Source organism: Subtercola boreus, assembly GCF_003399635.1.
Taxonomy (GTDB): Bacteria; Actinomycetota; Actinomycetes; order Actinomycetales; family Microbacteriaceae; genus Subtercola; species Subtercola boreus_B.
Genome location: NZ_NBXB01000041.1, coordinates 113743 through 138910, shown reverse-complemented (window position 1 = coordinate 138910; position 25168 = coordinate 113743). Strand labels below are relative to the sequence as shown.

At 69.0% G+C, this 25168-nt stretch carries 24 protein-coding genes; 18 read left to right on the top strand and 6 right to left on the bottom strand.

All coding sequences use genetic code 11. The features are described from left to right. Positions 1-84: 84 nt before the first annotated feature. The 9 genes from recQ to pip all read left to right on the top strand — a co-directional run bounded on the left by recQ (position 85) and on the right by pip (position 11257). Entirely contained in the window at positions 85-2142 is a 2058-nt protein-coding gene (gene recQ, locus B7R22_RS15660; RefSeq protein WP_253259116.1) for a DNA helicase RecQ, read from the top strand. A 153-nt stretch (positions 2143-2295) separates the two neighbouring features. Then, entirely contained in the window at positions 2296-4455 is a 2160-nt protein-coding gene (locus tag B7R22_RS15655) for an acyl-CoA dehydrogenase family protein (protein WP_116412625.1), read from the top strand. 241 nt (positions 4456-4696) lie between these two features. Beyond that, positions 4697-5737 carry an ABC transporter ATP-binding protein gene (locus tag B7R22_RS15650; RefSeq protein WP_116412624.1) on the top strand — a complete coding sequence of 347 codons (1041 nt, stop codon included), beginning with the start codon at positions 4697-4699 and terminating at the stop codon, positions 5735-5737. Next, the gene (locus B7R22_RS15645) at positions 5734-6558 is read left to right on the top strand and encodes an ABC transporter permease (RefSeq protein ID WP_116412623.1); all 825 of its coding nucleotides are present in this window, start codon (positions 5734-5736) and stop codon (positions 6556-6558) included. The genes B7R22_RS15650 and B7R22_RS15645 overlap by 4 nt, the downstream gene beginning before the upstream one ends. 2 nt (positions 6559-6560) lie before the next feature. Then, positions 6561-8075: a sensor histidine kinase gene (locus tag B7R22_RS15640; RefSeq protein ID WP_172582471.1), complete on the top strand. Its 1515-nt coding sequence runs from the start codon at positions 6561-6563 to the stop codon at positions 8073-8075. Then, on the top strand, positions 8072-8800 hold the full coding sequence (locus tag B7R22_RS15635; RefSeq protein ID WP_116412621.1) for a response regulator: 729 nt from the start codon (positions 8072-8074) through the stop codon (positions 8798-8800). The genes B7R22_RS15640 and B7R22_RS15635 overlap by 4 nt, the downstream gene beginning before the upstream one ends. A gap of 160 nt (positions 8801-8960) precedes the next feature. Further along, a complete protein-coding gene (locus tag B7R22_RS15630; protein WP_116412620.1) occupies positions 8961-9272 on the top strand; it encodes a DUF7882 family protein in 312 nt (103 codons plus the stop codon). Positions 9273-9274: 2 nt separating this feature from the next. Then, complete coding sequence (locus B7R22_RS15625; RefSeq protein WP_116412619.1) at positions 9275-10267, top strand: bacteriorhodopsin; 993 nt, start codon at positions 9275-9277, stop codon at positions 10265-10267. 9 nt (positions 10268-10276) lie between these two features. Next, positions 10277-11257, top strand: coding sequence for a prolyl aminopeptidase (gene pip / locus B7R22_RS15620; protein ID WP_116412618.1), 981 nt, complete (start codon positions 10277-10279; stop codon positions 11255-11257). Between the two features lie 261 nt (positions 11258-11518). Here pip and B7R22_RS18875 read toward each other — a convergent pair whose 3' ends face one another. Next, positions 11519-11914 carry a hypothetical protein gene (locus B7R22_RS18875; RefSeq protein WP_147305419.1) on the bottom strand — a complete coding sequence of 132 codons (396 nt, stop codon included), beginning with the start codon at positions 11912-11914 and terminating at the stop codon, positions 11519-11521. Positions 11915-11934: 20 nt separating this feature from the next. Further along, on the bottom strand, positions 11935-13410 hold the full coding sequence (locus B7R22_RS15610; RefSeq protein ID WP_116412616.1) for an MFS transporter: 1476 nt from the start codon (positions 13408-13410) through the stop codon (positions 11935-11937). 89 nt (positions 13411-13499) lie between these two features. On the opposite strand from B7R22_RS15610, the gene B7R22_RS15605 reads away from it, so the two are divergent. From B7R22_RS15605 to B7R22_RS20125, 3 genes are all read left to right on the top strand, one after another. Then, positions 13500-14162 carry a TetR/AcrR family transcriptional regulator gene (locus B7R22_RS15605; protein WP_216363492.1) on the top strand — a complete coding sequence of 221 codons (663 nt, stop codon included), beginning with the start codon at positions 13500-13502 and terminating at the stop codon, positions 14160-14162. 158 nt (positions 14163-14320) lie between these two features. Then, the gene (locus B7R22_RS15600) at positions 14321-14647 is read left to right on the top strand and encodes a hypothetical protein (protein WP_116412614.1); all 327 of its coding nucleotides are present in this window, start codon (positions 14321-14323) and stop codon (positions 14645-14647) included. A 27-nt stretch (positions 14648-14674) separates the two neighbouring features. Next, on the top strand, positions 14675-14962 hold the full coding sequence (locus tag B7R22_RS20125) for a thiamine pyrophosphate-binding protein (protein WP_116412613.1): 288 nt from the start codon (positions 14675-14677) through the stop codon (positions 14960-14962). A 289-nt stretch (positions 14963-15251) separates the two neighbouring features. Here B7R22_RS20125 and B7R22_RS15590 read toward each other — a convergent pair whose 3' ends face one another. The 3 genes from B7R22_RS15590 to B7R22_RS15580 form a co-directional block, all read right to left on the bottom strand. Further along, positions 15252-16430 carry a choice-of-anchor G family protein gene (locus B7R22_RS15590; RefSeq protein ID WP_172582470.1) on the bottom strand — a complete coding sequence of 393 codons (1179 nt, stop codon included), beginning with the start codon at positions 16428-16430 and terminating at the stop codon, positions 15252-15254. 80 nt (positions 16431-16510) lie between these two features. Next, positions 16511-17623, bottom strand: a complete 1113-nt coding sequence (locus B7R22_RS15585) for a DMT family transporter (protein WP_116412611.1) — start codon at positions 17621-17623, stop codon at positions 16511-16513. A 54-nt stretch (positions 17624-17677) separates the two neighbouring features. Beyond that, positions 17678-18523, bottom strand: a complete 846-nt coding sequence (locus B7R22_RS15580; protein ID WP_116412610.1) for a tryptophan-rich sensory protein — start codon at positions 18521-18523, stop codon at positions 17678-17680. Positions 18524-18600: 77 nt separating this feature from the next. Between B7R22_RS15580 and B7R22_RS15575 the strand changes: the two genes are divergently transcribed. The 6 genes from B7R22_RS15575 to B7R22_RS15550 all read left to right on the top strand — a co-directional run bounded on the left by B7R22_RS15575 (position 18601) and on the right by B7R22_RS15550 (position 24006). Continuing rightward, positions 18601-18822, top strand: coding sequence for a hypothetical protein (locus B7R22_RS15575; RefSeq protein ID WP_116412609.1), 222 nt, complete (start codon positions 18601-18603; stop codon positions 18820-18822). 16 nt (positions 18823-18838) lie between these two features. Next, a complete protein-coding gene (locus tag B7R22_RS15570; RefSeq protein ID WP_116412608.1) occupies positions 18839-19399 on the top strand; it encodes a hypothetical protein in 561 nt (186 codons plus the stop codon). A gap of 220 nt (positions 19400-19619) precedes the next feature. Continuing rightward, positions 19620-20297: a response regulator transcription factor gene (locus B7R22_RS15565; RefSeq protein ID WP_116412607.1), complete on the top strand. Its 678-nt coding sequence runs from the start codon at positions 19620-19622 to the stop codon at positions 20295-20297. A gap of 28 nt (positions 20298-20325) precedes the next feature. Beyond that, on the top strand, positions 20326-21948 hold the full coding sequence (locus B7R22_RS15560; protein ID WP_147305417.1) for a sensor histidine kinase: 1623 nt from the start codon (positions 20326-20328) through the stop codon (positions 21946-21948). After that, positions 21945-22643 (top strand): DedA family protein, encoded by a 699-nt coding sequence (locus B7R22_RS15555; protein WP_253259115.1) that lies wholly within the window; start codon positions 21945-21947, stop codon positions 22641-22643. The genes B7R22_RS15560 and B7R22_RS15555 overlap by 4 nt, the downstream gene beginning before the upstream one ends. A 19-nt stretch (positions 22644-22662) precedes the next feature. Continuing rightward, positions 22663-24006: an aminotransferase class III-fold pyridoxal phosphate-dependent enzyme gene (locus B7R22_RS15550; RefSeq protein WP_116412605.1), complete on the top strand. Its 1344-nt coding sequence runs from the start codon at positions 22663-22665 to the stop codon at positions 24004-24006. A 206-nt stretch (positions 24007-24212) separates the two neighbouring features. On the opposite strand, the gene B7R22_RS15545 is transcribed toward B7R22_RS15550, so the two are convergent. Further along, on the bottom strand, positions 24213-25124 hold the full coding sequence (locus B7R22_RS15545) for a DeoR/GlpR family DNA-binding transcription regulator (RefSeq protein ID WP_253259114.1): 912 nt from the start codon (positions 25122-25124) through the stop codon (positions 24213-24215). Positions 25125-25168 lie beyond the last annotated feature (44 nt).

The following is a 25168-nucleotide window of genomic DNA, read 5'->3' as shown; positions in this document are numbered from 1 at the left end:
GAGGGGTGGGCCTGTGGAGAAAGATCTCTCCACAGGTTCACCCCTTTCGGTTTCGGTGTCGGGGGTCGAACCTAAACTGGTGGCATGACGATGCGCCCGCCCGCCGGTTACCCCGAGGCCGAACCACCGCCCCTGGACTACCCGGAGGCAGAGGGTCCGGGCGCCGAATACCCGGGTGCCGAGCCGCCGCTGACCGACTATCCTGAGCCCGAGTACCCCGGCTACGACTCGTTCTCGTTCGACGAGCCGTCCGGTTCGGCCGGGACTTCCCTGCGCCGGGCTCCGGCGGTTCTCCGGGCCCGGCCCGCCCTCGGCGAAGACGCGCGGGCGGTGCTGAAGCGAGTCTTCGGCTACGACGACTTCCGGGGCGACCAGGCGGCCGTCATCGACCATGTCGCGGGCGGCGGCGACGCCGTCGTGCTCATGCCGACCGGTGGCGGCAAGTCCCTCTGCTACCAGATACCGGCGCTCCTCCGCGAGGGCACGGGTGTCGTGGTGTCGCCTCTGATCGCCTTGATGCAAGACCAGGTCGACGCGCTCCTGGCAGTCGGCCTCAACGCCGCCTACCTGAACTCGACGCAGGATGCCCGGGAGCGCGAACGCGTCGAGACCGCCTATCTCGCGGGTGAACTGGATCTCCTGTACGTTGCGCCGGAAAGGCTCTCGTCCGAGGCCACGAAGCGTTTCCTCGACCGCGGAACCATCTCTCTCTTCGCCATCGACGAGGCGCACTGTGTGTCGCAGTGGGGCCACGACTTCCGTCCCGACTACCTCGGTCTCTCCGAGCTGGCGGAGCGCTGGCCCGCGATCCCTCGCCTGGCTCTGACCGCGACCGCCACGGAGGCCACGCACAAGGAGATCACCGACCGGCTCAGCATGGGCGATGCCCAGCATTTCGTCGCGAGCTTCGACCGCCCCAACATCCGGTACCGCATCGAGAACAAGGCCGAGGTGAGGCAGCAGCTGCTGTCGCTCATCCGCACCGAGCATGCGGGCGACGCCGGCATCGTCTACGGTCTGTCACGCAAGACGGTGGAACAGACGGCGCAGTTCCTGGCGACGAACGGGGTGAATGCGCTGCCGTACCACGCGGGGCTCGATGCGGGCACGCGCGCCCGCACCCAGTCGAGGTTCCTCCGCGAAGACGGGGTGGTGATCGTCGCGACCATCGCCTTCGGCATGGGCATCGACAAGCCCGACGTGCGGTTCGTGGCCCACATCGACCTGCCGAAATCCGTCGAGGGGTACTACCAGGAGACCGGCCGTGCCGGGCGCGACGGGCAACCGTCGACCGCCTGGCTCGCCTACGGGCTGCAAGACGTGGTGCAGCAGCGGCGCATGATCGACCAGTCGCCGGGCGACGTCTCGCACCGCCGAAAGCTCTCCGCCCACCTCGACGCGATGCTCGCCCTCTGCGAGACGGTCGACTGCCGGCGGGTGAACCTGCTCGGCTACTTCGGGCAGACGAGCACGCCCTGCGGCAACTGCGACACCTGTCTCGTCCCGCCGGAGGCCTGGGACGGCACGGTTCCCGCGCAGAAGCTCCTCTCGACCGTCGTCCGGCTCCAGCGGGAGCGCAACCAGAAGTTCGGGGCCGGCCACCTCATCGACATCCTCCGGGCGAAGAAGACCCCGCGGGTCTCGCAGTACGGCCACGACGACCTGGCAGTGTGGGGCATCGGCGGCGACCTCTCCGAGCAGCAGTGGAGGTCAGTGGTGCGACAGCTCCTCGCCAAGGGGCTCCTGGCGGTGAACGATGACGGTTTCGGAACTCTCGTGCTCGCGCCGGCCAGTGCTGACGTGCTGAGCGGGGCGACCCGGGTGTCGTTCCGCACCGAGCCCGAGCGCACCGCGGCCCGGTCGCAGCGTTCAGGTTCCGGCTCCGGGGCCCGCGCCGCGGCCACGGCAGACCTCGGCGCCGATGCCGTGCCGCTTTTCGAGGCGCTCCGGGCGTGGCGGTCCACGACGGCGAAGGAGCTGGGCGTGCCCGCCTACGTGATCTTCCACGATGCAACGCTCCGCGAGCTGGCAACCCGTCGCCCCGCCGCGCTCGGCGACATCGACGGCATCCCCGGCATCGGGCAGAAGAAGCTCGACACCTACGGCGAGGCACTGTTGGAGGTTGTGGCAGGTCTCTCATAGAAGGCCCCCCATGTTGTAGCTATCGACAACGGGTTACGAGGCGTGCGGCGAGGTGCTTGTAGGGCTGGCACTGCATGTTTGGCGGGCGGCACGTGGGCTCGTATCGTGAAAATGCGAGCACTTCGAACCGACGCCGAGAGATGAGGGCCACCGATGGTCACCACAGCTGTTACCGATACCACCTCTGCCGAGAACGCGGGGCTGAAGAAGGTCATCACGCCGTCGAAGAACGCGGGCAGTACGAGCGCCAGGAACGCCCGCACGGCGAAGAGCGTCGCCCCCGAGACATCCACGCCCCCGGCGATCGACATCGACTGGCTGAGCCACTACCTCCTCGGCACCTGGTCTGAGGCGCGGCTCGAATCGCGCAGGGTCGCCGGCCGCCCCGAGCTCCAGCGCATCGAGGGCCAGACCGTCGCGGAACACCGCAAGACCGTCTTCGGTCAGCTGCACCTGCTGGTGCAGGAGGGCGCCGTGAACAAGGCGTTCCCGAAGCACCTCGGCGGCGAAGACGACCACGGCGGAAACATCGCCGGGTTCGAGGAGCTCGTCACGGCCGATCCGTCGCTGCAGATCAAGTCGGGCGTGCAGTGGGGACTCTTCGGCGCCGCCGTGCTGCACCTCGGCACCGAGTACCACCATGAGACGTTCCTGCCGGCCATCATGAGCCTCGAGGTGCCCGGCGCCTTCGCCATGACGGAGACCGGGCACGGATCCGACGTCGCCAGCATCGGCACCACCGCCACCTACGATGCGGCAACGGAGGAGTTCGTGCTGAACACCCCGTTCCGGGGCGCGTGGAAGGACTACCTCGGCAATGCGGCCGTCGACGGTACAGCGGCCGTCGTGTTCGCCCAGCTCATCACAGCCGGGGTGAACCACGGCGTGCACGCGTTCTACGTTCCCATCCGCTCGGTCGAGGGCACATTCCTCGAGGGAGTCGGCGGAGAAGACGACGGGATCAAGGGCGGGCTGAACGGGATCGACAACGGCCGCCTGCACTTCGACCACGTGCGCGTTCCGCGCCTGAACCTGTTGAACCGCTACGGAGACGTTGCGGCCGACGGAACCTACACCTCGTCGATCTCGAGCCCCGGGCGCCGGTTCTTCACCATGCTCGGCACCCTCGTGCAGGGCCGGGTCTCGCTCGACGGGGCATCCACCGCTGCGGCGAAGATCGCCCTCATCATCGCCATCACCTACGGCAGCCAGCGCCGGCAGTTCACGGCGGGCAGCGACACCGACGAAGAGGTGCTGCTCGATTACCAGAAGCACCAGAGCCGTCTGCTCCCGCGCCTCGCGACGACCTACGCCGCGAGCTTCGCCCACGAGGTTCTGCTGACGAAGTTCGACAGTGTCTTCTCGGGGGCCCACGACACCGACGTCGACCGGCAGGATCTCGAGACCCTGGCCGCCGCCCTCAAGCCGCTCTCCACCTGGCACGGTCTCGACACGCTGCAGGAGGCGCGCGAAGCCTGCGGCGGTGTGGGTTTTCTTGCCGAGAACAGGCTCACGAGCCTCCGCGCCGACCTCGACGTGTACGCCACCTTCGAGGGCGACAACCACGTTCTCCTCCAGCTGGTCGCCAAGAGGTTGCTCACCGACTACAGCCGCAAGTTCGCGAAGGCCGATGTGGGCGTTCTCGCCCGCTACGCCGTCGAGCAGGCTGCTGACCGTGCGGTGAACGGGGCGGGCCTCCGCCGTCTCGCGCAGAACGTCTCCGACCGCGGATCCGTCGCCCGCTCGGTGGGCCAGCTCCGTTCGGCGCGTTCGCAGCGCGCCCTGCTGACCGACCGCGTCGAGACGATGGTCGCCGAGATCGCCGGAAACCTCCGGCCTGCCGCAACGGGGTCGAAGAAGCCGGGCGCCAAGAAGAAGGCGGCCGATCTCTTCAACCAGAACCAGAACGCGATGATCGAGGCCGCCCGCGCGCACGGCGAGCTGTTGCAGTGGGAGGCGTTCACCGACGCGCTCGCGAAGATCGACGACCCCGGCACCAAGACGGTGATGACCTGGCTGCGCGACCTCTTCGGGCTGGGCCTGATCCAGAAGCACGCGGCCTGGTACCTCATCAACGGTCGCCTGTCGCCGAGCCGGGCCCGGGCCGTCGAAGCCTATGTCGAACGCCTGACCTCCCGGCTGCGTCCGCACGCCCTCGACCTCGTCGCCGCATTCGGCTACGGCCCCGAGCACGTGCGTGCTCCCATCGCCTCGGGCGCTGAGGCGGCGCGCCAGAGCGAGGCGCGGGAGTACTACCGGGATCTCCGCGCGAGCGGCACCGCCCCGGTCGACGAGAAGGCCCAGAAGAAGTAGCCGCCGGCCATCGGGCCGCGCCACCCCGCGGCCCGGCCCGGCCGCCGCCGCGTGCACAATTCAGGACAGGAGCCGCTCCGGGCCCGTATGCTCGATGGCCCCGCGCATATCCTGAATTGTGCGCAGGGTCACGGCCCGGGGACGACTAGTACCCAGGTACCACGCAGGGTGGAGGCGCCCGGTGCAAAGACCCGTCTGCGGGTGGATGCCCGGGGAGGGTGCCCCCTCGTAGTGTCGAAGCATGATCGAAGCACACTCACTCAGTAAGAAGTACGGCCCGAAGACCGCCGTCGACGACGTGACCTTCACCGTTCGGCCCGGCCTCGTCACCGGCTTCCTCGGCCCGAACGGTGCCGGCAAATCGACGACGATGCGGATGATCGTGGGACTCGACCGCCCAAGCGGCGGCAGTGTCACCGTCAACGGCAAGGTCTACCGCGACCACGCGGCTCCGCTTCACGAGGTGGGGGTGCTGCTCGACGCGAAGGCCATCCACCAGGGCCGGTCGGCGTACAGCCACCTTCTGGCACTCGGTGCGACACACGGCATCGGAGCATCCAGAGTCCACGAGGTCATCGAGATGACCGGCCTCGACACGGTCGCGAAGAAGCGTGTCGGCGGGTTCTCGCTCGGTATGGGCCAGCGGCTCGGAATCGCCGCTGCAATGCTCGGAGACCCCTCGACGCTGATCCTCGACGAACCCGTCAACGGGCTCGACCCCGAAGGTGTGATGTGGGTGCGCGAGCTCGTGCGCTTCCTCGCATCGGAGGGCCGCACCGTGCTGCTCTCGAGCCACCTGATGAGTGAGATGGCCCAGACGGCCGACCACATCATCGTCATCGGCAAGGGCCGCATCATCGCGGACGCGCCGGTGGTGGACATCGTCAGCAGCGCGACCACCGCCTCCGTGCGGGCAGTCAGCCCGCGTGCCGCCGAGATGGCACGCCTGCTCAACTCGCCCGACGTGACCATCACGAGTATCGACGGTGAGACCCTCGAGATCGTGGGTCTCACGTCGGCCGCCGTGGGTGAGGTGGCAGCGACCAACGGCATCGTGCTGCACGAACTCACACCGCTTCGCGGTTCGCTCGAAGACGCCTACATGAACCTCACGGCCGACGCCGTGGAGTACCGCACAGGGGTCTTCGACCCCGCGAACGCCCTCCAGCCGGCGGCCCACGCCGACCCCGCGAAGGTCGACGCGCCCCACGAACACACCCACGCGGCCAGCCACGCCGCACCGACCCACGCCGCCCCGAGCGGCCCGGAGGCACTCCGATGAGCACTGCAACTGCCCGGCGCAGCACCACGCTGCCCGCCTCGCCGATCCGCCTGACCGCGGGCGGCATCATCCGTTCCGAGTGGATCAAGCTCCGCTCCCTCCGCTCGACGATCTGGGCGTACGCGGTCATCCTCGTGTTGCAGATCGCGATCGGTCTGCTCGTGATCTCGTTCACGGTGAACAACCTTGATTCCAGCCGGGGCCAGGCCATCCTGCAGTCGCCGGAGCTCGCCACGGCGGGTGCGACAGCAGGCGTCGTCTTCGCCCAGCTCGTCGTCTCGGTGCTCGGGGTGCTGGTCATCAGCGGAGAGTACTCCACCGGCCAGATCCGCTCGAGCTTCGCCGCCGTGCCGAAACGGCTGCCTGTGCTCTGGGCGAAGCTCGCTGTGTTCGGCGTCGTCACGTTCGTCGTGTCGCTGGTCGGCATCCTGCTCGCCTACGCCGTGACGTATCCGATCCTCGCGAACGCGGGCCACTCGTCGAACCTCTCCGACTCGGCTGTCTTCCTGCCGATCATCGGTGCCGCTGGCTACCTCGCCCTGATCGGGATGCTCGCCCTCGGTCTCGGCGCGATCCTCCGCAGCACCGCCGGCGGTATCGCCGCCTCACTCGGGCTGCTGCTCGTCGTTCCGGTGATCTTCACGCTGATCCCGGTCGACTGGGCGCACAGCATCTCCGACTGGCTGCCCGGTTCCGTCGGCCCCGCCATCTACCAGATGAGCACGACGTTCGAGTGGTGGCAGGCGCTGCTGATTATGATCGGATGGATCGCCGTCGTCTTCGCCGCGGCCGCCACCCTGATCCGCCGGAGGGATGCCTGAGCATGACGCCTGACGAACGCCCGGCCACTCCGCCCGACACGGCGACGGTGGCCGGGCGTTCGCCCGTTCGGCCGGCACCGGCGCCGGATTCCCGGCTGGACGACTTCGCCCTGCCGAAGCCGCCCGGGGTGTTCCGGCTGTTCTTCGCCCGGCACGCCTGGGTCGTCGATGGGTCGATCGTGGTGCTCTACGGGCTTCCGACGATCCTCATCGTGGGGGTCTCCCTCGTCATGGGCCGGGCGGACTGGGTCGGCGATCCGTTGAAGACCGTCGCCGTCGTGGCCGGCTCGGCGATCATGCTCGTGGCCCTCTACATCCGCCGTCGGCACCCGCTCGTGCTGGTCGTGGCCACCGGTCTCGGGATCCTCCTCGTCACACCGTTCTTCGAGGGGCTGGCCCAGGTTCCGTCGCTCGTCGCGCTCTACGGAGTCGCGGTGTATGTGTCGTCGCGGTCTGCGCTGGTCGCCTTCGCGCTGCTGTCGGTCGTTCGCATCATTGCGGATCTGATCGCGCTGGGCGGCGACTTCTGGGGCGGTGCCGCCATGGCGAGCGCGTCGATCTTCCTGATGCTGGTCGGCACGCTGGTGGGCATCAACGTAGGCAATCGCCAGCGCTACGTCGAGGCGCTGATCGATCGGGCGGCGCAGCTCGGGCGGGAGCGGGACCAGCAGGCGCTGCTCTCTGCGGCCTCCGAGCGGGCGCGGATCGCCCGCGAGATGCACGACATCGTGGCGCACAGCCTCACCGTGATGGTGGCGCTCGCCGACGGAGCGGACCGCACGGTCGCCCAGGATCCGGCACGCGCGCAGGAGGCGATCCGCCAGGTCGCGGAGACGGGCCGCACCGCGCTCGCCGACATGCGCGTGGTGCTCGGGGTGCTCGCGCAGCCCCTCGCCGCGGGTGCGTCGCAGCTCGCGCCTGCGTCATCCGTGCCCGTCCCAGCGCCCCCCGCGCCCGAAGCGCCCGCCGAGAGGACGCAAAGTGCTCTTTCCGAGGGGTCGTTCGAGCATCTTGCGTCCTTTCGAGGGCCGAACGACGCGCCGACGTCGCTGTCGCCGCAGCCGGGCCACGGCGATCTCGACGCACTCATCGCGTCGTACCGCAGCGCGGGCATGGTGGTCGTGTACACGGTGATGGGAGAGATCAACCCCGATCCGGGCATCCAACTCGCCGTGTACCGCATCGTGCAGGAGGCGCTCACGAACAGCCTGCGTTACGCACCGGATCCGAAGCATGTCACGGTCACCGTGGTCTTCTCCCGTACAGACATCTCCGTGACGGTCTCCGACCAGGGGCAGTCCCAGGTGGCCGCGACCTCGATCGGTACCGGCCACGGCATCGTCGGGATGCGCGAGCGGGCACTCGGCTACGGCGGCACCCTCGAAGCGGGCCCGACCACCGCCGGCGGCTGGCAGGTGCGGGCGAAGATCCCCGAGACCCGACAGCCGGGGCCGGCCGCGGAGCGATCGTCGGCTGCGACATCCCCGACCCCAGGCACTGCCCGGGAGGGCGCATGACAGACATCAGGATCCTGCTCGTCGACGACCAGGCGTTGCTCCGGATGGGGTTCCGCATGGTGCTCGAGGCCGAGCCCGGGTTCGTCGTGGTGGGCGAGGCGTCCGACGGGGCATCCGGTGTGCGCCAAGCCGCGGCGCTCCGGCCCGACGTGATCCTGATGGACGTCCGGATGCCCGGAATGAACGGCATCGAGGCGACCAGGGCGATCGTGCGTGAGGTGCCCGAGAGTCGTGTGCTCATTCTCACGACCTTCGATCTCGACGAATACGCCTTCGAGGCGCTGCGGGCCGGCGCAAGCGGATTCCTTCTGAAGGATGCCCGCCCTGCCGAGCTCGTCGCGGCGATCAGCGCCGTGGCATCCGGCGACGCGGCCGTGTCGCCCCGCGTGACCCGGCAGCTGCTCGAGCTGTTCGGTTCCGACCTGCCCATGGCGGGAAACGAGACCGGCGGTTCGCCCCCAGGCGGAGGTCCCTGGCATCCTGCAGCCCGCGCAGAGCACCCGCACGCCGCCCGGCTCTCTGCCCTCACCGACCGGGAGCGCGAAGTGCTGGTGGCCATCGCCGAAGGGCTCACGAACACGGAGATCGCCTCGCGCCTCGTGGTTTCGGAGTCGACGGTCAAGTCTCACGTCGGGCGCGTGCTGACGAAACTTCAGGCGCGAGACCGGGTGCAGGCCGTGATTCTCGCCTACGAGGCGGGGCTGGTCTCGCCGACCGAACGCTGACCGTCGGGCCGGGCCGGACCGACCCGACCGAGCTGCTGCCCGGTCGTCCCAGCCGACCTGCGGCCGCTGCCCGGTGCGATGAGCCCATCGACCAGTTTCAGTGCAACATCGTGCAAAACGTCGGCGCACCGCTATGGTGGGCACAACCGAGGAGCCCAACATGGGCATTTTGCTTTATGGCAACCCCAGCATCGAAATTTCTTTCGACGACCGTGCCCTCACCCACCTGCAGATCGTCATCACGGCGAAGCTGCGGCGGCGGGAGAGTTTCGTGTTCAGCTGGACCGATTCACCGGATGCGGGCAGCGGTCGGAGCTCCATCTGGGTCGACGCCAGCAGCACGCTCTACTATCGGTTCTACGGCAGCCGGATCCCCTCGATCAACCGTTTCTGGATCGAGGAACTGATGGCATCGGCGAACAGTGGCGGCGGCCTCTTCTTCAGCGCAGAGCCCGTGGCGGGGCGGTCGTAGGGATGGTCCACACTGCATTCGAGCCGTGGACGGCCGTGCTCAGCCCGCCCGAGTACCTGCTCACGCTCTACTTTCTGGTCGTTGCGGCGCTCGTGCTGTTCGCGGGGTTCCTCCGGGCCGTGTTCACGCAGCGGGAGGTGGGGGCGCGCTTCCGTCCGGCGACCGTCGCACGCCTCGCGGTGACCGGCGCGGCCACTCTGTCGTACGTCATCGTGCTGACGGGGTTCATGGGCGGCTACGACCGTGTGGGTGCCACTTACATTCCGAACGGCACGGCGATCGTCGCCTATGCCGCGCGGTACATGGACTGGTCTGTCACGGTGCCCCTGCTGACGATCGAGCTGATGACCGTTGTGTCCTTCACCGGCTCGGCGGCCCGCCGGGGCAGGCTCATCGCGGCTGCTTCGGCCTTCCTGATGATCTTCACGGGATTCCTCGGAGCGATCGTCATGCCCGGCGAGTCAGCGGATGGCGGCACCTCGTCGCTGCTGCTCTGGGGCGCGATCAGCTGTGTGTTCTGGATCGTCACCACCGTGGTGCTCATCCGCGCCGTGCGGGCCTCGTTCGGAACCCTGACACCCGCGTCTGCCACCCTGCTTCGGAACGCGACGATCCTGCTTCTCTCCGGCTGGGCGGTGTACCCGCTGGTCTACCTGATCCAGATCTTCGGTGACGGAGGGGCCTGGGCGACGGCGATGCAGGTGATCCTCTGCTCTGCGGACGCCGTCGTGAAGATCGGGTTCGGCACGCTCATCCACCGGGTGGCGAAGCTCCGCACGGCAGAAGATGTGCGGGCAGGGGATGACGTGCATCCGGAATCCATCTGGATCTCGTCGGTGAAACAGTCCGACGCGGGAGTGCCGCGCGAGGTCTACCTGGCTGACGGCTCGACGGTGCACGAACGGCGCTCGAAGCCGCCGACGGCGTCCGCGGTCGCTGCCGAGCCGCCGCCGGAGGTCACCGGGATGGCGGACCTGCTTCCGCCCGGCCCGTAGGCTCGGAGCATGGCAGCCCAGCGAACCCTGTATCCCGAGATCGAGCCCGACGAGATCGGCTTCCTGCCGGTCGGCGACGACCAGGAACTCTACTGGGAGACCTCCGGCAACCCCGACGGCAAGCCGGTCGTCTTCCTGCACGGCGGGCCGGGCGGCGGCACGAGCCCCGCGCACCGCCGTCTCTTCGACCCGGCTAAGTACCGAATCGTACTCTTCGACCAGCGCGGCTGCGGCCAGAGCATCCCGCACGCCTCATCCTCGCCCGATCACCTCGCCTCGAACACGACGTGGCACCTCGTCGACGACATCGAGAAGCTCCGGGTGCGCCTCGGCGTCGAGCGCTGGATGGTCTTCGGCGGATCGTGGGGCAGCACCCTGGCCCTCGCCTACGCCCAGACGCACCCCACCCGCGTCACCGAGTTGGTGCTCCGCGGCATCTTCACGCTCCGAAAGCTCGAACTCGACTGGTTCTACGAAGGCGGCGCGCGGATGATCGTGCCCGACCTCTGGGAGCGCTTCGTGGCTCCCGTGACGGCGTCGCCGTTGGTTCCGGATGATCGGGGCCACCTCATCCGGGCCTACCACCGACTGCTGAACGACCCTGATCCGCGGGTGCACGAGCCCGCGGCGGTGGCGTGGTCCACGTGGGAGGCCTCGACCATCACGCTGCTGCCGCGCGCGGAACTCGTCGCGCGGTTCGCCGAGCCCTTCTACGCTCTGGCGTTCGCGCGCATCGAGAACCACTACTTCCTGAACGGCGGCTGGCTCGACGAGGGGCAGCTCATCGCGAATGCCGGGCTGCTGAGCGGTATCCCCGGGGCGATCATCCAGGGCCGCTACGACCTGTGTACGCCCGCGGTCACGGCGTGGGACCTGCACGAGGCGTGGCCGGAGGCGTCGTTCACCCTCGTGCCCGACGCCGGCCACGCCTTCGACGAGCCGGGCATCCTCGATGCCCTCCTCGAGGCGACCGACCGCTTCGCGGGCTGACGCGCCGCCCCCCGCGCCCCCGCCCCGCCCGGCGCCCGCGCCGCCCGCGCCCCCGGCCCGGCCCGCGCCGCCCGCGCCCCCTGGCCCGGCCCGCGCCCCCGCGCCGCCCGCCCCGCCCGGCGCCCGCTACTCTTTGTCGCTTTCGCCACCGCGCGCGCAGGCGGAAGCGACAAACGGGGGCGGTTCGACGTGCGCGCGCGAAGTGGGGGCGGCCCGGGGGAGGGACCGCCCCCGCCGGGGTGGCGCTGGGTTGGACGCGACTCAGCCGCCGATGGGGGTGGGGTTGGTCGGGTTCGGCGGCACGAGCAGGGAGCCGTGGATCTGGTTCTGCGCCTGGCGCTGGCTCGTGCAGTTGGTGGCGCCAGCCGAGAGTTCGATCGCCTCCCCGCCGAGAACGCCGCCGAGGCGACCGCCGGGCTGCACGAGCGGAACTTTCGAGGCGAAGGTCGTTGTCGGCTTCGTGACCATCTGCTGGGCATCCGGGGCGCCGGTCAGCGTGTAGTCGTAGACGCCCAGGTCGGCGACCCGGATGTCGAAGCCGACGTTCAGGCCGCGAACAGCGACTGTCGCGCCGGGCTTCAGGTCTTTCAGTTCGACGTCTTTGCCGGGGGCCGGGTTGTACGTGGTGCCGGCCTGGGGATTGGTGATCGTGGCCATCTACGGGGTGGCCCACTGGCTCATCTGAGCTCCACGAAAGAGCCGCTGCCGGCGCGGCCCGACGGGAGCAGCAGCGCGAGCAGAGCGGCCGCGGCCAGCGCCGCGCCACCCACGAAGACCGCGGGGATGGCGGCGTCGACGTAGCCCGTGGGCGTGAGCTGCCCGCCCGCACCGGTGAAGACCGCGGTCAGCACGGCGATGCCGAGAGCCACCCCGATCTCCCGCAGCGTCGAGTTGGTGCCGGAGGCCTTGGCCTGGTCGGCGGGAACCATGTTGACGAGCACAGCGGTAGAGGACGGGGCGAAGACGAGGCCCATTCCGATGCCGGCGAAGAGGAACGGTCCGATCATCGAGGCGTAGCTCGCGTCGGCAGACAGGATCGCCGACAGCCAGATGATGCCCGCGGCCTGGAGTGCGAGACCGGCCACGATCGGTGCCCGTGTTCCGATCCGGGGCGTGATGAGACCGGTGAGCGGGGCGACGACGAGGGGCGCCATAGTCCAGGGCATCGTCATCAGGCCGGCTTCGAGCGGGCTGTGACCCTGCACGATCTGCAGGAACTGGATGAGGATGAAGACCGATCCGAAGATGCCGAAGCTGAAGACCACGCCGACGACGTTGGCGATGCTGAAGCTGCGGTCGTGAAAAAGGCGGAGAGGCAGCAGGGGAGCGGATGTGCGGGACTCCCACACGATGAACGCCGCGAGCAGCACCGCACCGAGGGCGAGGGATCCGACCACTTCGAGGCTCGACCAGCCCGCGTCGTTGCCGCGCACGATCCCGTAGACGATTCCGAGCACCCCGAGCCCGACGAGGGCGAGGCCCAGCACGTCGGCCCGCAGGCGCGCCCCGAACGTGTTCGGCAGCGCCAGTAGCGCGAGAGGCACGGAGATGATGCCGATCGGAACGTTCAACCAGAAGATCGCCTCCCAGTTGAATCCCTCGATGACGGCCCCGCCGATCAGCGGGCCGAGTGCGACCCCGAGGCCGGAGACTCCGCCCCAGATGCCGATCGCGAGCGGTCGGAGCCTGGTGCTGACCGAACCGACGAGGAGGGTCAGGGAGAGGGGCATCAGTGCGGCGGCACCGACGCCCTGGAACGCGCGGCCCACAATGAGCATCCACGGGTCGGTGCTGAGCGCCGAGAACGCGCTCGCGAGGGTGAACAGGGCGATACCGAAAACGAAGACGGAGCGGCGGCCGAGCCGGTCGCCGAGGGCCACGGCCATCAGCATGAAGGTCGCGAAGGAGAGCGTGTAGGCGTTCACGAACCACTGCAGTTCGCCGATCGAGGCGTTGAGATCGGTGCGGATGACCGGCAGCGCGCTCGTCATGATGAGGTTGTCGAGCGTGGCCATGAACATCGGCAGGGAGGCCGCGACGACCGCGAGCCAGATGGGGATGAGGCGGTGGCCCGTGGCGCGGCGGGCGTTGCCGGCGTTGCCGGCGCGAGAGCCGGCCGGTGTAGCAGGGGCGGTGCTGGTGTCGGCGGTCATGGCCGGTTCTCGATTCGGTGTCGGTGGCAGGGGATTTGTTATCGCTTGATAACTCATGACTTTACCTATCGACTGATAACATGTCAAACATGACTATCGGAGCTGCTTCGGCCGGGCATCCACCGCTCACCCGCATGCGCGGGGAAGACCGGCGCGGGTCGATCCTTCAGGCGGCCATGCAGGTCTTCGGAGACTACGGCTACGTCGGAGCGACGACAGCCCAGATCGCCCGGGCAGCCGGGGTCAGCCAGCCGTACGTGGTGCAGACCTTCGGTACGAAGGAGCAGCTGTTCCTCGCGGTGATCGAGCAGGCGCTCGACCGGCTGCTCGCGGCGTTCGCCGAGGTGGTCGAGACGCCGCCCGGCGACTCTGGCGACACCGATAGCTCCGACGAGTCGACATTGGCGGGCCGCCTCGGCGCCGCCTACGTCGACCAGCTCGAAGACCGCGGCCTCCTCCTCTCGCTCATGCACGCTTTCGTCCTGGGCAGGGACCCGGTCATCGGGCGGGTGGGCCGGGAGGGTTTCATGAAGGTCTACCGGTACCTCCGCGACGTGGCGGGGTTCAGTCCCCAAGAGGTGCGCGGGTTCCTCGCCGAGGGCATGCTGATCAACACGATGGTGGGGCTCCGGATGATCGACGATGTCGACACGGACCCGGATGTCGAGCAGCTGCTCGAATGCTCGTTCGAGGGCAAGCTCGACAAGGTGCGTGCGCTGGCGGCCGCGGATGTGGCGGGGTCGCCGGGCTGAGCGGACGGGGCGGCCGGGAGGGCAGGGCTGGGCTGGGCCGGGTGTGAGCGACTTATGAGTCGCCGGTGAGAGCGCCCGGCGGCCTGTCGTCTGCCGGGCGCGCTGCCTCGTGTCGAGAGTGGGACGCTGCCCGAGGCGGCCCGAACGGAGACGACACGATGCTCGTCACTGCCTGGACCGTGACCGCCCTGCTGCTCACCCGAGACGCCGCACTCGCCGTGCTGCTCTGCTCGATCGCCGTGCTGGTCGCGCTCGCCGCCGTGGCGGCAACCGTGGCGATCGTTCTCGCCGTGAGTGGCGCCGTGCGGGGTGCCCGCGGCCCGGTTCGGCAGGAGAGTCCCGCGCGAGCATCCGGCCCCCTGGCTCAGCGGGACGCGCGGGTGCCGCGGTCGACCCAGCCGCCGCGCGTCGACATCGACACCGTCATCGCTGCGATGGAAGCCGCCTTCGCTGAGAGGGCCCCGGCCGGTTCCGCTGTTTGCTGAGGGCGTGGCTTCTGGTTGCATACGCGTATGAGCGACGACAGCCCCGAGCGGTACCGCCCCGAGCGGTACACGGTCGTCGACTACCTCCTCGACCGGCTCGTCGAACTCGGCGCCGATCGACTCTTTGGCGTGCCCGGCGACTTCACCCTCGGGCTCCTCGATCACGTCGAGGCGCATCCGGACATCCACTGGGTCTCGCCGTGGGGCTGGACGGCCCTGCCCGTGCCTCCGTTGGACGTGCCCCTGCTGCTCTCCGCGATCGCCGCCGCGGCGGCCGCTGCGAACGCTCCGGTGGTGCCGGCCGCCGGCACCTGAGCGTATGCGAGTCCGAGCGGACGTGGTGTGGGCGGCCTGCCGTCGTGGGGTGAGGTGGGAGATCCGTGCCGCAGGTGGCGGTTGTCGGGTAGGGGCGACTCGCCGCAGGTGCCGTGACGTGGCTCGCGGGTGCTGGCCGCCGCGGGTGTGATGAGGGAGCGGCGGCGCACAGACAGAGGCCCCGCGCGGTCGCTGGTGCGAGCCGCGCGAGGCCATCCTCACGCCGTTCCTGTTCAGCGTGAGTCTTCGACGGCAGGGCCTCCGGGAGAAGGAGTGCCCTGCCGCCACATCATTCGCCGGAGGCTGAGTCCCTCTGGCGTCGACATCCGGTCACGGTGAAGGCGGCGTAGCCCGCGACGAGCAGAGCGAGCGCGAGGGTGGCCCAGGGCACCAGTTGCGTCTCCAGGGGCGCCCCGGTGTGCGCAAGGGTGGCTCTTGTGCTTGCGCCTGTGCCCGTGCCGGTCGTGCCTGCACCGCCGGAGCCGGCCGTGGTGCCGGGGGTCGGCGCGGTGGTCGGCTGAACCGTCGCACCGGCGTTCGGGCCGACGGATGCGCTTGCGAGATCCACCGCCGCCAGTGAGCCTGCCGACCCGAGGCCCACGCGGAGCGCGGTCTCTGTCAGCGCGCCGTTGCGTGTCTCGCGGTGGTTCACCACGAGTTGCGCCGAGCCCCGCAGGGCGATTCCGAGCGGCCCCTGGAACGGGCTGCCCAGCGTGGCGCCGACGGGGCCGATGATATCCTGCGCTGTCGAGATCGCGAGCACCAGGGCGGGCTGCATTCCGACGGGGACCCCGGCAACGGAGGCGCTGGCGGTGGCGAGAAAGTCATTCGATTCGTGAAGGATCTGGTTCGTGACGGCCAGAGGGATGTACTGTGTCAGGTCGGTGTCGGGCGGCAGGTTGTTGAGGTCGTTGCCGAGACCTGCGGCCTGCAGGTCGGCCGTTGTCAGGTGCACGGAGAAGTCGGCGGGGAACGGGTTCGCCGGAGGGGTGACGCCCGCGGTCGTCATCGCCGCGATCAGCGAGTCGATCGCGGGTCGGATGGTCGAGAGGGGTGTCGCGACGAGTCGGCCGCCCACCACGACGGCGAAGCTGCCCAGTCGGTACTGCGCCGCCTGAGTACCCCCGGAGGTCTGACTGGCAGAAGCAGCGAGCTCGATGAAGTCGCCTTTCAGGGCAACCGGATCTACCAGAGGGCTGCCGACCGTGATGATCGCGCCGCTTCCGGGCGTCGGGATTCCGATCGATCCGCTCGGGGTGACGGTTCCGGCCGGAGTGCCGATGAGTCCGGGTGCGGAGCTGGCCGTTCCCGAGAACGCCGTGGACGATCCATCGCTGTTCGCGCGGCCGTACTGCCCGATCGCTCCGACCTGGATCACTCCGCCGTTGGCGAGCATCCGTCGACCGACAGCCCTGCGTGAAGCGGCCGTGTGGGATCGATTGCGGTCGTCGACCGGTGCATGCGTCACTGCGTTTCCTCCATCGTCACCCCTCTTCAGAAGGGATCTCACGAAGAGTAGCGCAATTTCCGGCATTCAGTGAATAATTGTCACTTAATGATTCGAGGAGGTCGACGGTCGAGGGTGAGGATGAGGATGCCGGCGGTGAGAAGCAGGAGCCCGACGATGATCGCGGCCGTGAACTGTTCGCTCAACAGCAGCACTCCGAGCATGGTGGCGGTCAGCGGCTCAACCAGGGTGAGGGTGGCGACGCGGGAAGAGGGCAGGGAGCGGAGCCCCCGCGCGAAGAGCGTGTATGCGAGGGCGACCGTCACGACCGCGAGCCAGGCAGTGGTCACGAGTCCACCCGTGCGGCCCAGCCACGACAGATCTGAGGTGACGAGTACGGGTGTCATGAACAGCGCCGCAACGCCGAACGTCGTGCCCATGACGACCGTTGGCAGCCAACCGCGGTCGAGCAGCAGTTTGCTGCTCAGCGCGTAGACGGCGTAGGAGGCTCCGGCTCCGAGAGACCCGAGCAGCCCGAGGGTCGTCACGGGTCCGGATGCTCCGCTCTCCGCCTGGCCCGGGCTGAGGATGCCCGACAGCACGGCCACGCCCGCCGCTGCGACCACCGCGGCAAGGCCCCAGCGCACCCCCGGAGCCCTCCGCCGCACGCCCCATTCGAGCAGTCCGGTGAGCACGGGAGCGGAGCCGAGTGCCACAAGCGTGCCGTCGGCGACGCCGTTCTCGTGGGTGCCGGTGAAGAAGTTCGGTTGGTAGGCGGCGACGCCGACGGCGCCGACGACGACCAGCAAAAGCGCGGGGACGGCATGTACCGGGATACTGCCGCGCCGGGCCGAAGCGAGCGGTTCGAGGCGCGACGTTCGCGGCGAGCGATCCGGCGCGGAAGGGTCGGGCAGGGAAAGGTTCCGCATGGAGGAGTTCCGCCGCGAAGAATTCAGTGCGAGGGAGTTCCGCCGCGAGGAATTCAGCGCGAGGGAGTTCCGCACCGAGCGGGACCGCAGAACGACGGTGAGCGCGACGAGCGCGAGCAGGGCCCCACCGAAGACGATCCGCGCCGACCCCAGGGAGAGGGCGCTCGCGTCTCCCGCGCCCAGGGCATGGGCGGTTCCGGTGGTTCCGAAGCAGACGGCCGCGGCGACGACCAGAAGCGTGGCCGCCCGTATGTTCCTGCTCGTTGAACGTTCCGGGCTGGTCACCTCACGATTGTGACATACGCCCGCTGGCGGGCCGCTGCCCATCCAGCGCCAGCGCTACCGGGCGGCCTCCGCCCGCCTGCCGCGCTCGGCCACGATGCGCGCGACGAGCGTCGCGACCACCACGACCGCCGCCGCCCCGAAGGCTGCCATTGCGACGGGCCGCGACGGGAGGGCGCCGGAGACGCGCGACACCTCGATCCAGACGAGCCCCCAGGCCAGGGACAACATCGCGGAGATGCTCCCTCTGCTCCAGACGGCGACGAGCACGCCGACCAGGCCTGCCACGCCGACGATCGCGATCGCCCAGCCCTCGGGCGACCATCCGAAACCGGTGAAGCCGGCAAACTGCAGGAACGAGGTGATGTTCGCGGCCGTCGCCACGCTGACCCAACCGAGGTAGAGGCCGAGCGTGCCGTCAACGAGCAGGGTGCCGAGAGCCGAACGGCGGCCGAGACCACGCGTCGCTATCGCCCGGCCGTAGGCCCAGCAGAGCGACACGAGCAACAGCAGGATGACCACCGCGCTGAGGGCGAGCAGGCCGGCCTGCACGCTCAGGATCCAGGCAGCGTTCAGCACCAGCGTGAGCAGCACCGGGTAACCGAGTCGGCGCTGGCGGTCATCCGCTCGCTGGGCAGGCAGGAACTGCCAGATGGCGTACCCCACGAGGCCCAGGTAGATGACGCTCCAGATCGAGAAGGCGCCGCCCGCCGGTGCGAGCAGGGTGGCGTCAGCGCTGAGCGCGCCGCCAGCCGCCTGCGCGATGGGGGTGCCGCCCGCGGCGCCCGATCCGATGAAGGAACCGACGACCGCGACGACCGCACCGATCGCCACCAGCACCTGGCGGAGCCGGTCGGAGGAAGGGGTGCGCCGGCCCGAATCACGGACGCTCTGCTGAGTCATGTTCCTATTCCAGAGCCGAGGGTCGATCGAAAGCAAGACCGCGCTGGCAGATCTGTGGCTGTGGGAGGATGGGAGGTATGGCTGACAACGGTGAACAGAGCGCGCCCATCATGGCGGGCAGCGACGACGCGACCAACGAGCAGAAGATCACCGGCATTCTCGCTCAGACGCGGCAGGATCACTCGGGCCAGAGTCTTGCGATCGTGCTGCACAACCTGCGCGAACGCTTCGAACAGGCAGACGTCGAGGTCGACGACATCACGCTCGCAAAGCTGGCCCACGAGATCTCCGAGAAGTAGACGGATCCGGAGCTCCATGCTCAGCCCAGCGACGTGGCCCGGCTGGTTCCGCGGTGCGTTGCTGGTGGCGGCGTTCTTCTCGCTGTTCCTTCCTCACATCGGCTGGCTCGCCACGTTCACGTTCCTCGGCGCTGCGCTGATCTCGTTCCGCGCGTCGGCTGCCCTCGGCCGCGAGGACGCACTGCTGCGCTCGGAGCTGCTCGAGGTTCCGGTGGGCGAACCGGTCTCCGCGGTCGAGGTCGAGATCGAGCATCCGTTCGAGGTGTACGCCACCGACTTCCACCAAGCGGGCATCCTCGCTGTGGTCGAGGCGCGCGCGGCGCTGTCTGAGCCCGGCGAACCCCTCTTCGCGTCACTCGAGCTCGAACCCAACAATCCGTTCGATTCGAACGCCGTGCGCGTGGAGCTGCTGTTCTACTACGGGTCTCAGAAGGTCGGTTACCTGCCGCCCGGGCTCAGTCGCGGGTGGGCCGCCCAGCTTCGACCGCACATCCTCGATGCCGAGCAGGTCATCGTGCCCGCGACGATCCTCGGCGCGGGGTCGCGGGCCGACCCGTGGCGGGTGCGGCTCGGCTGAGCACCGGTTCGGTCGGTTCCGGCCGTGACTGCCGTGCCCCATGTGGTCATGGCCGGAATGATCATGGCCATCGTGCCCGGCAGGGGCCATCTGGTCGTGGGCCATTTCGTCGTGCCCGTGGCCCCAATCTGGAAGGCCGTGTGAGTTTCCACATCTTTTCCTGCCCTGATCACCGCTTCCCTGAGAGCGTGCCAGCATAATCAGAACGGAGAGGTGATTCGTGAGATTGCTGATTGTCGAAGACGAAGACGAGATGGGGCGCCTGCTCGCCAAGGGGCTGGCTGCTGAAGGGTACGACGTCGACCGGGTGGCGAACGGTGTCGACGGCCTGATTTCCGTGAGCGCGGGCACATACTCGGCGGCGATCGTCGATGTCATGCTCCCCGGGATGTCCGGTTTCGAGTTCTGCAGGCACATGCGCGAACAGAACTCGACCGTGCCGATTCTGCTGCTCACCGCCCGTGACGACGTCGACGACCGGGTGAAGGGTCTCGACGCCGGTGCCGACGACTACCTCACGAAGCCGTTCGCGTTCGTCGAACTGACGGCGCGCATCCGGGCCCTGCTACGACGCGAGAGCGTCGGCCCCCAGCTCTCCCTCACGGTGGGTTCGCTCGTGGTCGACAGTCACAACCGCAAGGCGATCGTCGGCGACGCGACGCTCACGCTCAGCCCGAAGGAATTCGATCTGCTGCGACTGCTCGCCGGGCGGCCGGGAGTCACCATGAGTCGCACGGAGATCCTCGATGAGGTGTGGGGTCGCACCGAGCACATCGATGCGAACGTGGTCGACCAGTATGTGAGCTATCTGCGCCGCAAGCTCGATCCGCTCGGCTCCGATGTCTCGATCGCCACCCGCCGAGGGGTGGGGTACGGGCTCGAGGTGGCAAGTGAGTGACGTGGCCGGATGAGCTGGCGGTGACGGTGTGAGACTGATCCGGCGACTCTCCATCAGGGTGCGGCTGACCGTCGGCACGCTCATCATCGCGGGAGTCTTCTTCGCGGGAACCGCCGTCGTGGTGCACCGGCAGGTCGACTCGATCCTCCGCAGTTCGTCGGTGATGCTGTTGCAGGGCGACGTCGCGCAGTACCAGCAGGAGATCGCCGACGGCAGAACGTCGAACCTCGACACCCCCGCCCAGGGGCAACTGGTCGCGGTGATCGATCCGAGCGGACGGGTGATGCAGTCATCCCTCCCGGCCGAGCTCGGTCCGAGCCTCATCAGCCTTGCCGCGGCCGGGTCCGCGGTTCAGGATGTGCGCACCCCCGCCGCGCGTTACCTGGTGCTCGCCCGGCAGATCCCGGCGCCCGACGGCACCTGGAGCGTCGTGACGGCGCGCAACGAGGCCGCATCGGCACTGTCTCTCGACAACCTCACGCGTGCGCTCGCGTGGGGCCTCGTCATCCTTACCCTCCTGTTCGGTGTCGGGTCCTGGTTGCTCGCCAGCGCGGCGCTCCGCCCCGTCGCGGCGATGCGGCGCACCGCAGAACGGCTGAGGGGAACCGCCTCCGTCGAACTTCTTCCCGTGGGGCCTGCGCACGATGAACTCTTCTATCTCGCGAACACACTCAACGACCTCATCACCCAGCTCCGCGCCTCTGCGGACCGCGAGAAGCAGCTGGTGTCCGACGCGAGCCACGAACTCCGGACCCCGATCGCCATCCTGCAGACGCAGCTCGAGCTGGCCCACCTCTGCACGGGGGACGCGTCGGCGCTGCTGGGCGAGATCGAGTCGGCGGAGCGAACGGTGCAGAGACTCTCCGCGCTTGCCGCGAGCCTGCTGGAGCTCACGCGCATCGAGGGGATGACGGCCCGGGAGACCACCTCGTTCGACGATCTCGCCGAAGAACTGGCTGACGCGATCGACCGGGCGAGGCTGGTGAGCATCGGATCGGGCATCCTCGTGGACTACGACGTCGGCGACCACGAAGAGGTGGCCCCGTTCGAACTCTCCCGGCGCAACTTCGGGCGCATCGTCGACAACCTGCTCGGCAACGCGATCGTGGCCATGAATGAGGCGACAGCGAGCGAGGTGGCAGTGAGCGGGGCGGCAGTGAGCGGGGCGGCAGGCGGGCAGTCGCAAGGCCCGTCGGAGACCGGGCAGTCGCAGACCGGGCGGCCGGGAACCGTCAGGGCGAGCCTCGCGTGCTCCGCCCGGGCGCTGACCCTCGAGATCACGGACACCGGGCCGGGAATGGCTCCGGACTTTCTGCCGCTCGCCTTCGACCGCTTCGCGCGCGAGGACGAATCGCGTGGCGGCACGCGCCCGGGTTCCGTCGGTGCCGGGCTCGGGCTGTCGATCGTGCAGGCACTCGTCACCTCGGCGGGCGGCGCTGTGACGATAACGAACCGTCAGCCGCGCGGGCTCAGCGTCGTAGCCACGATCCCCGGGTCCTCCGGCTCCGTCCCCGCCAGCGCCCTCCCCACCAACCCGGCCTCCACCAACCCGGCCTCCACCAACACGGCCTCCACCAACACGGCCTCCACCAACACGGCCTCCACCAACCCCGTGTCCGCAACAGCGTCCAGTCAGGAAAACACCGCGTGACCTCCACTTCCTTCGTGACGGGCGCTCTCCACGCGCTCGCCGCCTCCACCCCATTCGCCGGGGTGAATCCGATCGACCCCAACACGGTCATCCAGAACACCGGCCCCTGGGCGCTCGTGGTGGTCTGCGCGATCATCTTCGCCGAGACCGGGCTGCTGATCGGGTTCGTGCTGCCCGGCGACACCCTGCTCTTCTTCACGGGGCTGCTGACGTTCACGGGCGTGATCCCGGTTCCGATCTGGCTTGTGGTGATCGTCATCTCGATCTCGGCCGTGCTCGGCGACCAGCTCGGCTACCTGATCGGCTACCGGACGGGGCCGCGCATTTTCGAGCGCAAGAGCTCGGGAATCTTCAGTACGAAGAGCGTCGAGCGCACCCAGGCGTTCTTCACGAAGTACGGCGGTGCCGCCGTCATCCTCGCCCGGTTCATCGCGGTCGTGCGCACCTTCGCACCGGTCGCCGCGGGTGTCGGCAGGATGCACTACCGCAAGTTTCTCCTCTACAACGCGATCGGCGGGGTGGGCTGGACTCTGCTGATCGTGCTGCTCGGATACTTCCTCGGGCACATCCCGGGCGTCGCCGATGTCGTCACCCGGTACATCGACGTGGTCATCGGCGGCATCCTCGTGATCACCCTCGTCTCGGTGCTGGTGTCGGTTCTCCGCGCCCGCAGGGCGAACCGGTCAGAGGCTTGACACGATCTAAGCTCGAAGCATGGCCTCCTCTCCCTTCACCGTGTCCCAGGAACGCAAGATCGTCACCGAGCTCCCCGGTCCGAAATCGAAAGAACTCCACGCTCGCCGCCTGAAGACGGTGTCGCGCGGCGCCGGAACGCTCGCCGACATCTACATGGACCACGGGTCGGGCGCGATCCTCGTCGACGTCGACGGCAACCAGATCATCGACCTGGGTTGCGGGATCGGCGTCACCACCATCGGTCACGCCCACCCGGCCATCGCTGCCGCCGCGGCGGCGCAGGCGAGCAAGCTCACCCACACGCTGTTCACCGTGACGCCGTACGCGAACTACCTGCTCGTCGCAGAGAAGCTCGCCGAGATCACGCCCGGCGACTTCGAGAAGCGATCCATCCTCGTGAACTCGGGCGCAGAGGCTGTCGAGAACGCCGTCAAGATCGCCCGAAAGTACACCGGTCGCCGCGCGATCGCCGCTCTCGACCACGCCTTCCACGGTCGCACGAACCTCACCATGGCGATGACCTACCGGCCGTGGCCGGAGCGCGCCGGGATGGGGCCGTTCCCGGGGGAGATCTACAGTGTTCCGACGAGCTACCCGTTCCGCGACCCCGACGGTATGACGGGGGTCGAGGCTGCCGAGCGCACCATCGACTACATCACCACCCACATCGGCGCGACCGAACTGGCAGCCCTCTTCGTCGAGCCCATCCAGGGCGACGGCGGCATCGTGATCCCGGCGGAAGGTTTCTTCGAGACACTCAGCGCCTTCTGCACCGAGAACGGCATCGTCTTCGTCTCCGACGAGATCCAGGCCGGTATCGCTCGATCGGGCGCCTGGTACGCGATCGAGCACCACAACGTCGTGCCCGACCTGGTGACGAGCGCGAAGGGGATCGCCGGCGGCTTCCCGCTGGCTGCGGTCACCGGCCGGGCCGAGATCATGGATGCCGTGCAGCCCGGCGGCATCGGCGGCACCTTCGGCGGCAACCCGGTCTCGACCGCAGCGGCCCTCGCGGTGTTCGACCTCATCGAGAGCGAGAACCTGATCGAGGAGGCGAAGCGCGTCGAGCGAGCCTTCTTCGCCCGCATCGGCGACTGGGCCGAGAAGTTCTCGGTCGTCGGTGAGGTGCGCGGCAAGGGCGCCATGTTCGGCGTCGAGCTCGTGCATCCGGGCACCCGCAAGCCGAACCCCGAGGCGCTCTCGGCGGTCATCGCGCACGCGACCTCGAATGGCGTGATCGTTCTGGATGCGGGCAGCTGGGACAGCGTTCTACGCTTCCTGCCGAGCGTCGTCATCAGCGAGGCCCTCATCGACGACGCCGCAACGGTCATCGAGCAGGCCCTGCAGGCGCTCGAGCCCTAACCCGGCCCGCCCGCGCCCGGGCGCCTCCTCCCGCACGCCGGCATCCACGCGCCCCGCCCGCCCCGAGCCCACCCCGCCCGCCCCGCCCCGCCACTTGTGCGCAATTCAGGCACAGGGCCACGCCATTGACGATCTCGACGCGGCGGGCCCCGGTGCCTGAATTGCGCACTTGCGCGGGGCGGATGGGGGCGACGGCAGGGGACGGGTCAGAAGCGGGCAGCGGTGGCGAGGTCGGTGATCACGAGCAAGCCCGCCTGCTCGAAGGCCTCGGCCAGAGCATCCGGAGCGCCGCCGCCTGACGCGCCAGGGGCGGGTCCGGCCAGCGCATCCGGAGCGCTTCCGCCCGCCGAGCCAGGGGCGGGGCCGCCCACCGCCCCCGTCACCAGGGCGTCGAACTCGCCCAGCGCCCCGACCGTGCCGAGGTGCACCTGCCCGAGCTTGCTGCGGTCGGCGATGATCACGGCGCGGCTCGCTGACTCGAGCATCAGTCGTTTGACCTGGGCTTCCGGCAGGTTGACATTCGTCACTCCGAGGGCGCCGTCGACGCCGTTGCAGCCGATGAAGGCGAGGTCGGCGTGCAGGCCCCGCAGGAGGGGCGACGCCAGCGGTTCGACGAGCGAGTGCTGCTGCGGGCGGAGGGTTCCGCCTGTCACGATGACCGTGAGGCGCCCGAGCACCACGCCCGGCTCGAGGGCGAGGGCGATACTGAGTCCGTTCGTGATCACCACGACGTCGCTGAGATCCTCGCGGGCGACGAGCGCCTCTGCCACAGCCAGAGCCGTCGAACCCACGTCGAGCAGCACGCTCTGGCCGGGTTGAACCAAGGACGCTGCGAGCGAACCGATCGTTCTCTTCTCGGCCGCCGATGCCCCGATCGCCTGCTCGAACGTGGGCTCGGCCTGCAGGTGACGGCTTCGGATGACCGCCCCGCCGTGCACGCGCCGGATCGCCTTCAGGCGATCGAGCTCGTCGAGGTCGGCCCGAACGGTGACGTCGGAGACCCCGAACGTCTCGCCGAGTTCGCCCACGCGGGCGAATCCTCGCTCATCGATGACCGCGAGCATCCGTTCCCGCCGGAGCGCCGCGGGCAACTGTTGGTCGTTCTCAGCTTCGGCCACGCCTCCATCGTGCTGAGCGCGCGCCAATTTGTCAATAAGAAACC

Excerpts from the sequence above, each read along its gene's own strand:
- recQ (WP_253259116.1), top strand. The coding sequence starts at position 85 with ATGACGATGCGCCCGCCCGCCGGTTACCCCGAGGCCGAACCACCGCCC.
- B7R22_RS15655 (WP_116412625.1), top strand. The coding sequence starts at position 2,296 with ATGGTCACCACAGCTGTTACCGATACCACCTCTGCCGAGAACGCGGGG.
- B7R22_RS15650 (WP_116412624.1), top strand. The coding sequence starts at position 4,697 with ATGATCGAAGCACACTCACTCAGTAAGAAGTACGGCCCGAAGACCGCC.
- B7R22_RS15645 (WP_116412623.1), top strand. The coding sequence starts at position 5,734 with ATGAGCACTGCAACTGCCCGGCGCAGCACCACGCTGCCCGCCTCGCCG.
- B7R22_RS15640 (WP_172582471.1), top strand. The coding sequence starts at position 6,561 with ATGACGCCTGACGAACGCCCGGCCACTCCGCCCGACACGGCGACGGTG.
- B7R22_RS15635 (WP_116412621.1), top strand. The coding sequence starts at position 8,072 with ATGACAGACATCAGGATCCTGCTCGTCGACGACCAGGCGTTGCTCCGG.
- B7R22_RS15630 (WP_116412620.1), top strand. The coding sequence starts at position 8,961 with ATGGGCATTTTGCTTTATGGCAACCCCAGCATCGAAATTTCTTTCGAC.
- B7R22_RS15625 (WP_116412619.1), top strand. The coding sequence starts at position 9,275 with ATGGTCCACACTGCATTCGAGCCGTGGACGGCCGTGCTCAGCCCGCCC.
- pip (WP_116412618.1), top strand. The coding sequence starts at position 10,277 with ATGGCAGCCCAGCGAACCCTGTATCCCGAGATCGAGCCCGACGAGATC.
- B7R22_RS18875 (WP_147305419.1), bottom strand. The coding sequence starts at position 11,914 with ATGGCCACGATCACCAATCCCCAGGCCGGCACCACGTACAACCCGGCC.
- B7R22_RS15610 (WP_116412616.1), bottom strand. The coding sequence starts at position 13,410 with ATGACCGCCGACACCAGCACCGCCCCTGCTACACCGGCCGGCTCTCGC.
- B7R22_RS15605 (WP_216363492.1), top strand. The coding sequence starts at position 13,500 with ATGACTATCGGAGCTGCTTCGGCCGGGCATCCACCGCTCACCCGCATG.
- B7R22_RS15600 (WP_116412614.1), top strand. The coding sequence starts at position 14,321 with ATGCTCGTCACTGCCTGGACCGTGACCGCCCTGCTGCTCACCCGAGAC.
- B7R22_RS20125 (WP_116412613.1), top strand. The coding sequence starts at position 14,675 with ATGAGCGACGACAGCCCCGAGCGGTACCGCCCCGAGCGGTACACGGTC.
- B7R22_RS15580 (WP_116412610.1), bottom strand. The coding sequence starts at position 18,523 with ATGACTCAGCAGAGCGTCCGTGATTCGGGCCGGCGCACCCCTTCCTCC.
- B7R22_RS15575 (WP_116412609.1), top strand. The coding sequence starts at position 18,601 with ATGGCTGACAACGGTGAACAGAGCGCGCCCATCATGGCGGGCAGCGAC.
- B7R22_RS15570 (WP_116412608.1), top strand. The coding sequence starts at position 18,839 with ATGCTCAGCCCAGCGACGTGGCCCGGCTGGTTCCGCGGTGCGTTGCTG.
- B7R22_RS15550 (WP_116412605.1), top strand. The coding sequence starts at position 22,663 with ATGGCCTCCTCTCCCTTCACCGTGTCCCAGGAACGCAAGATCGTCACC.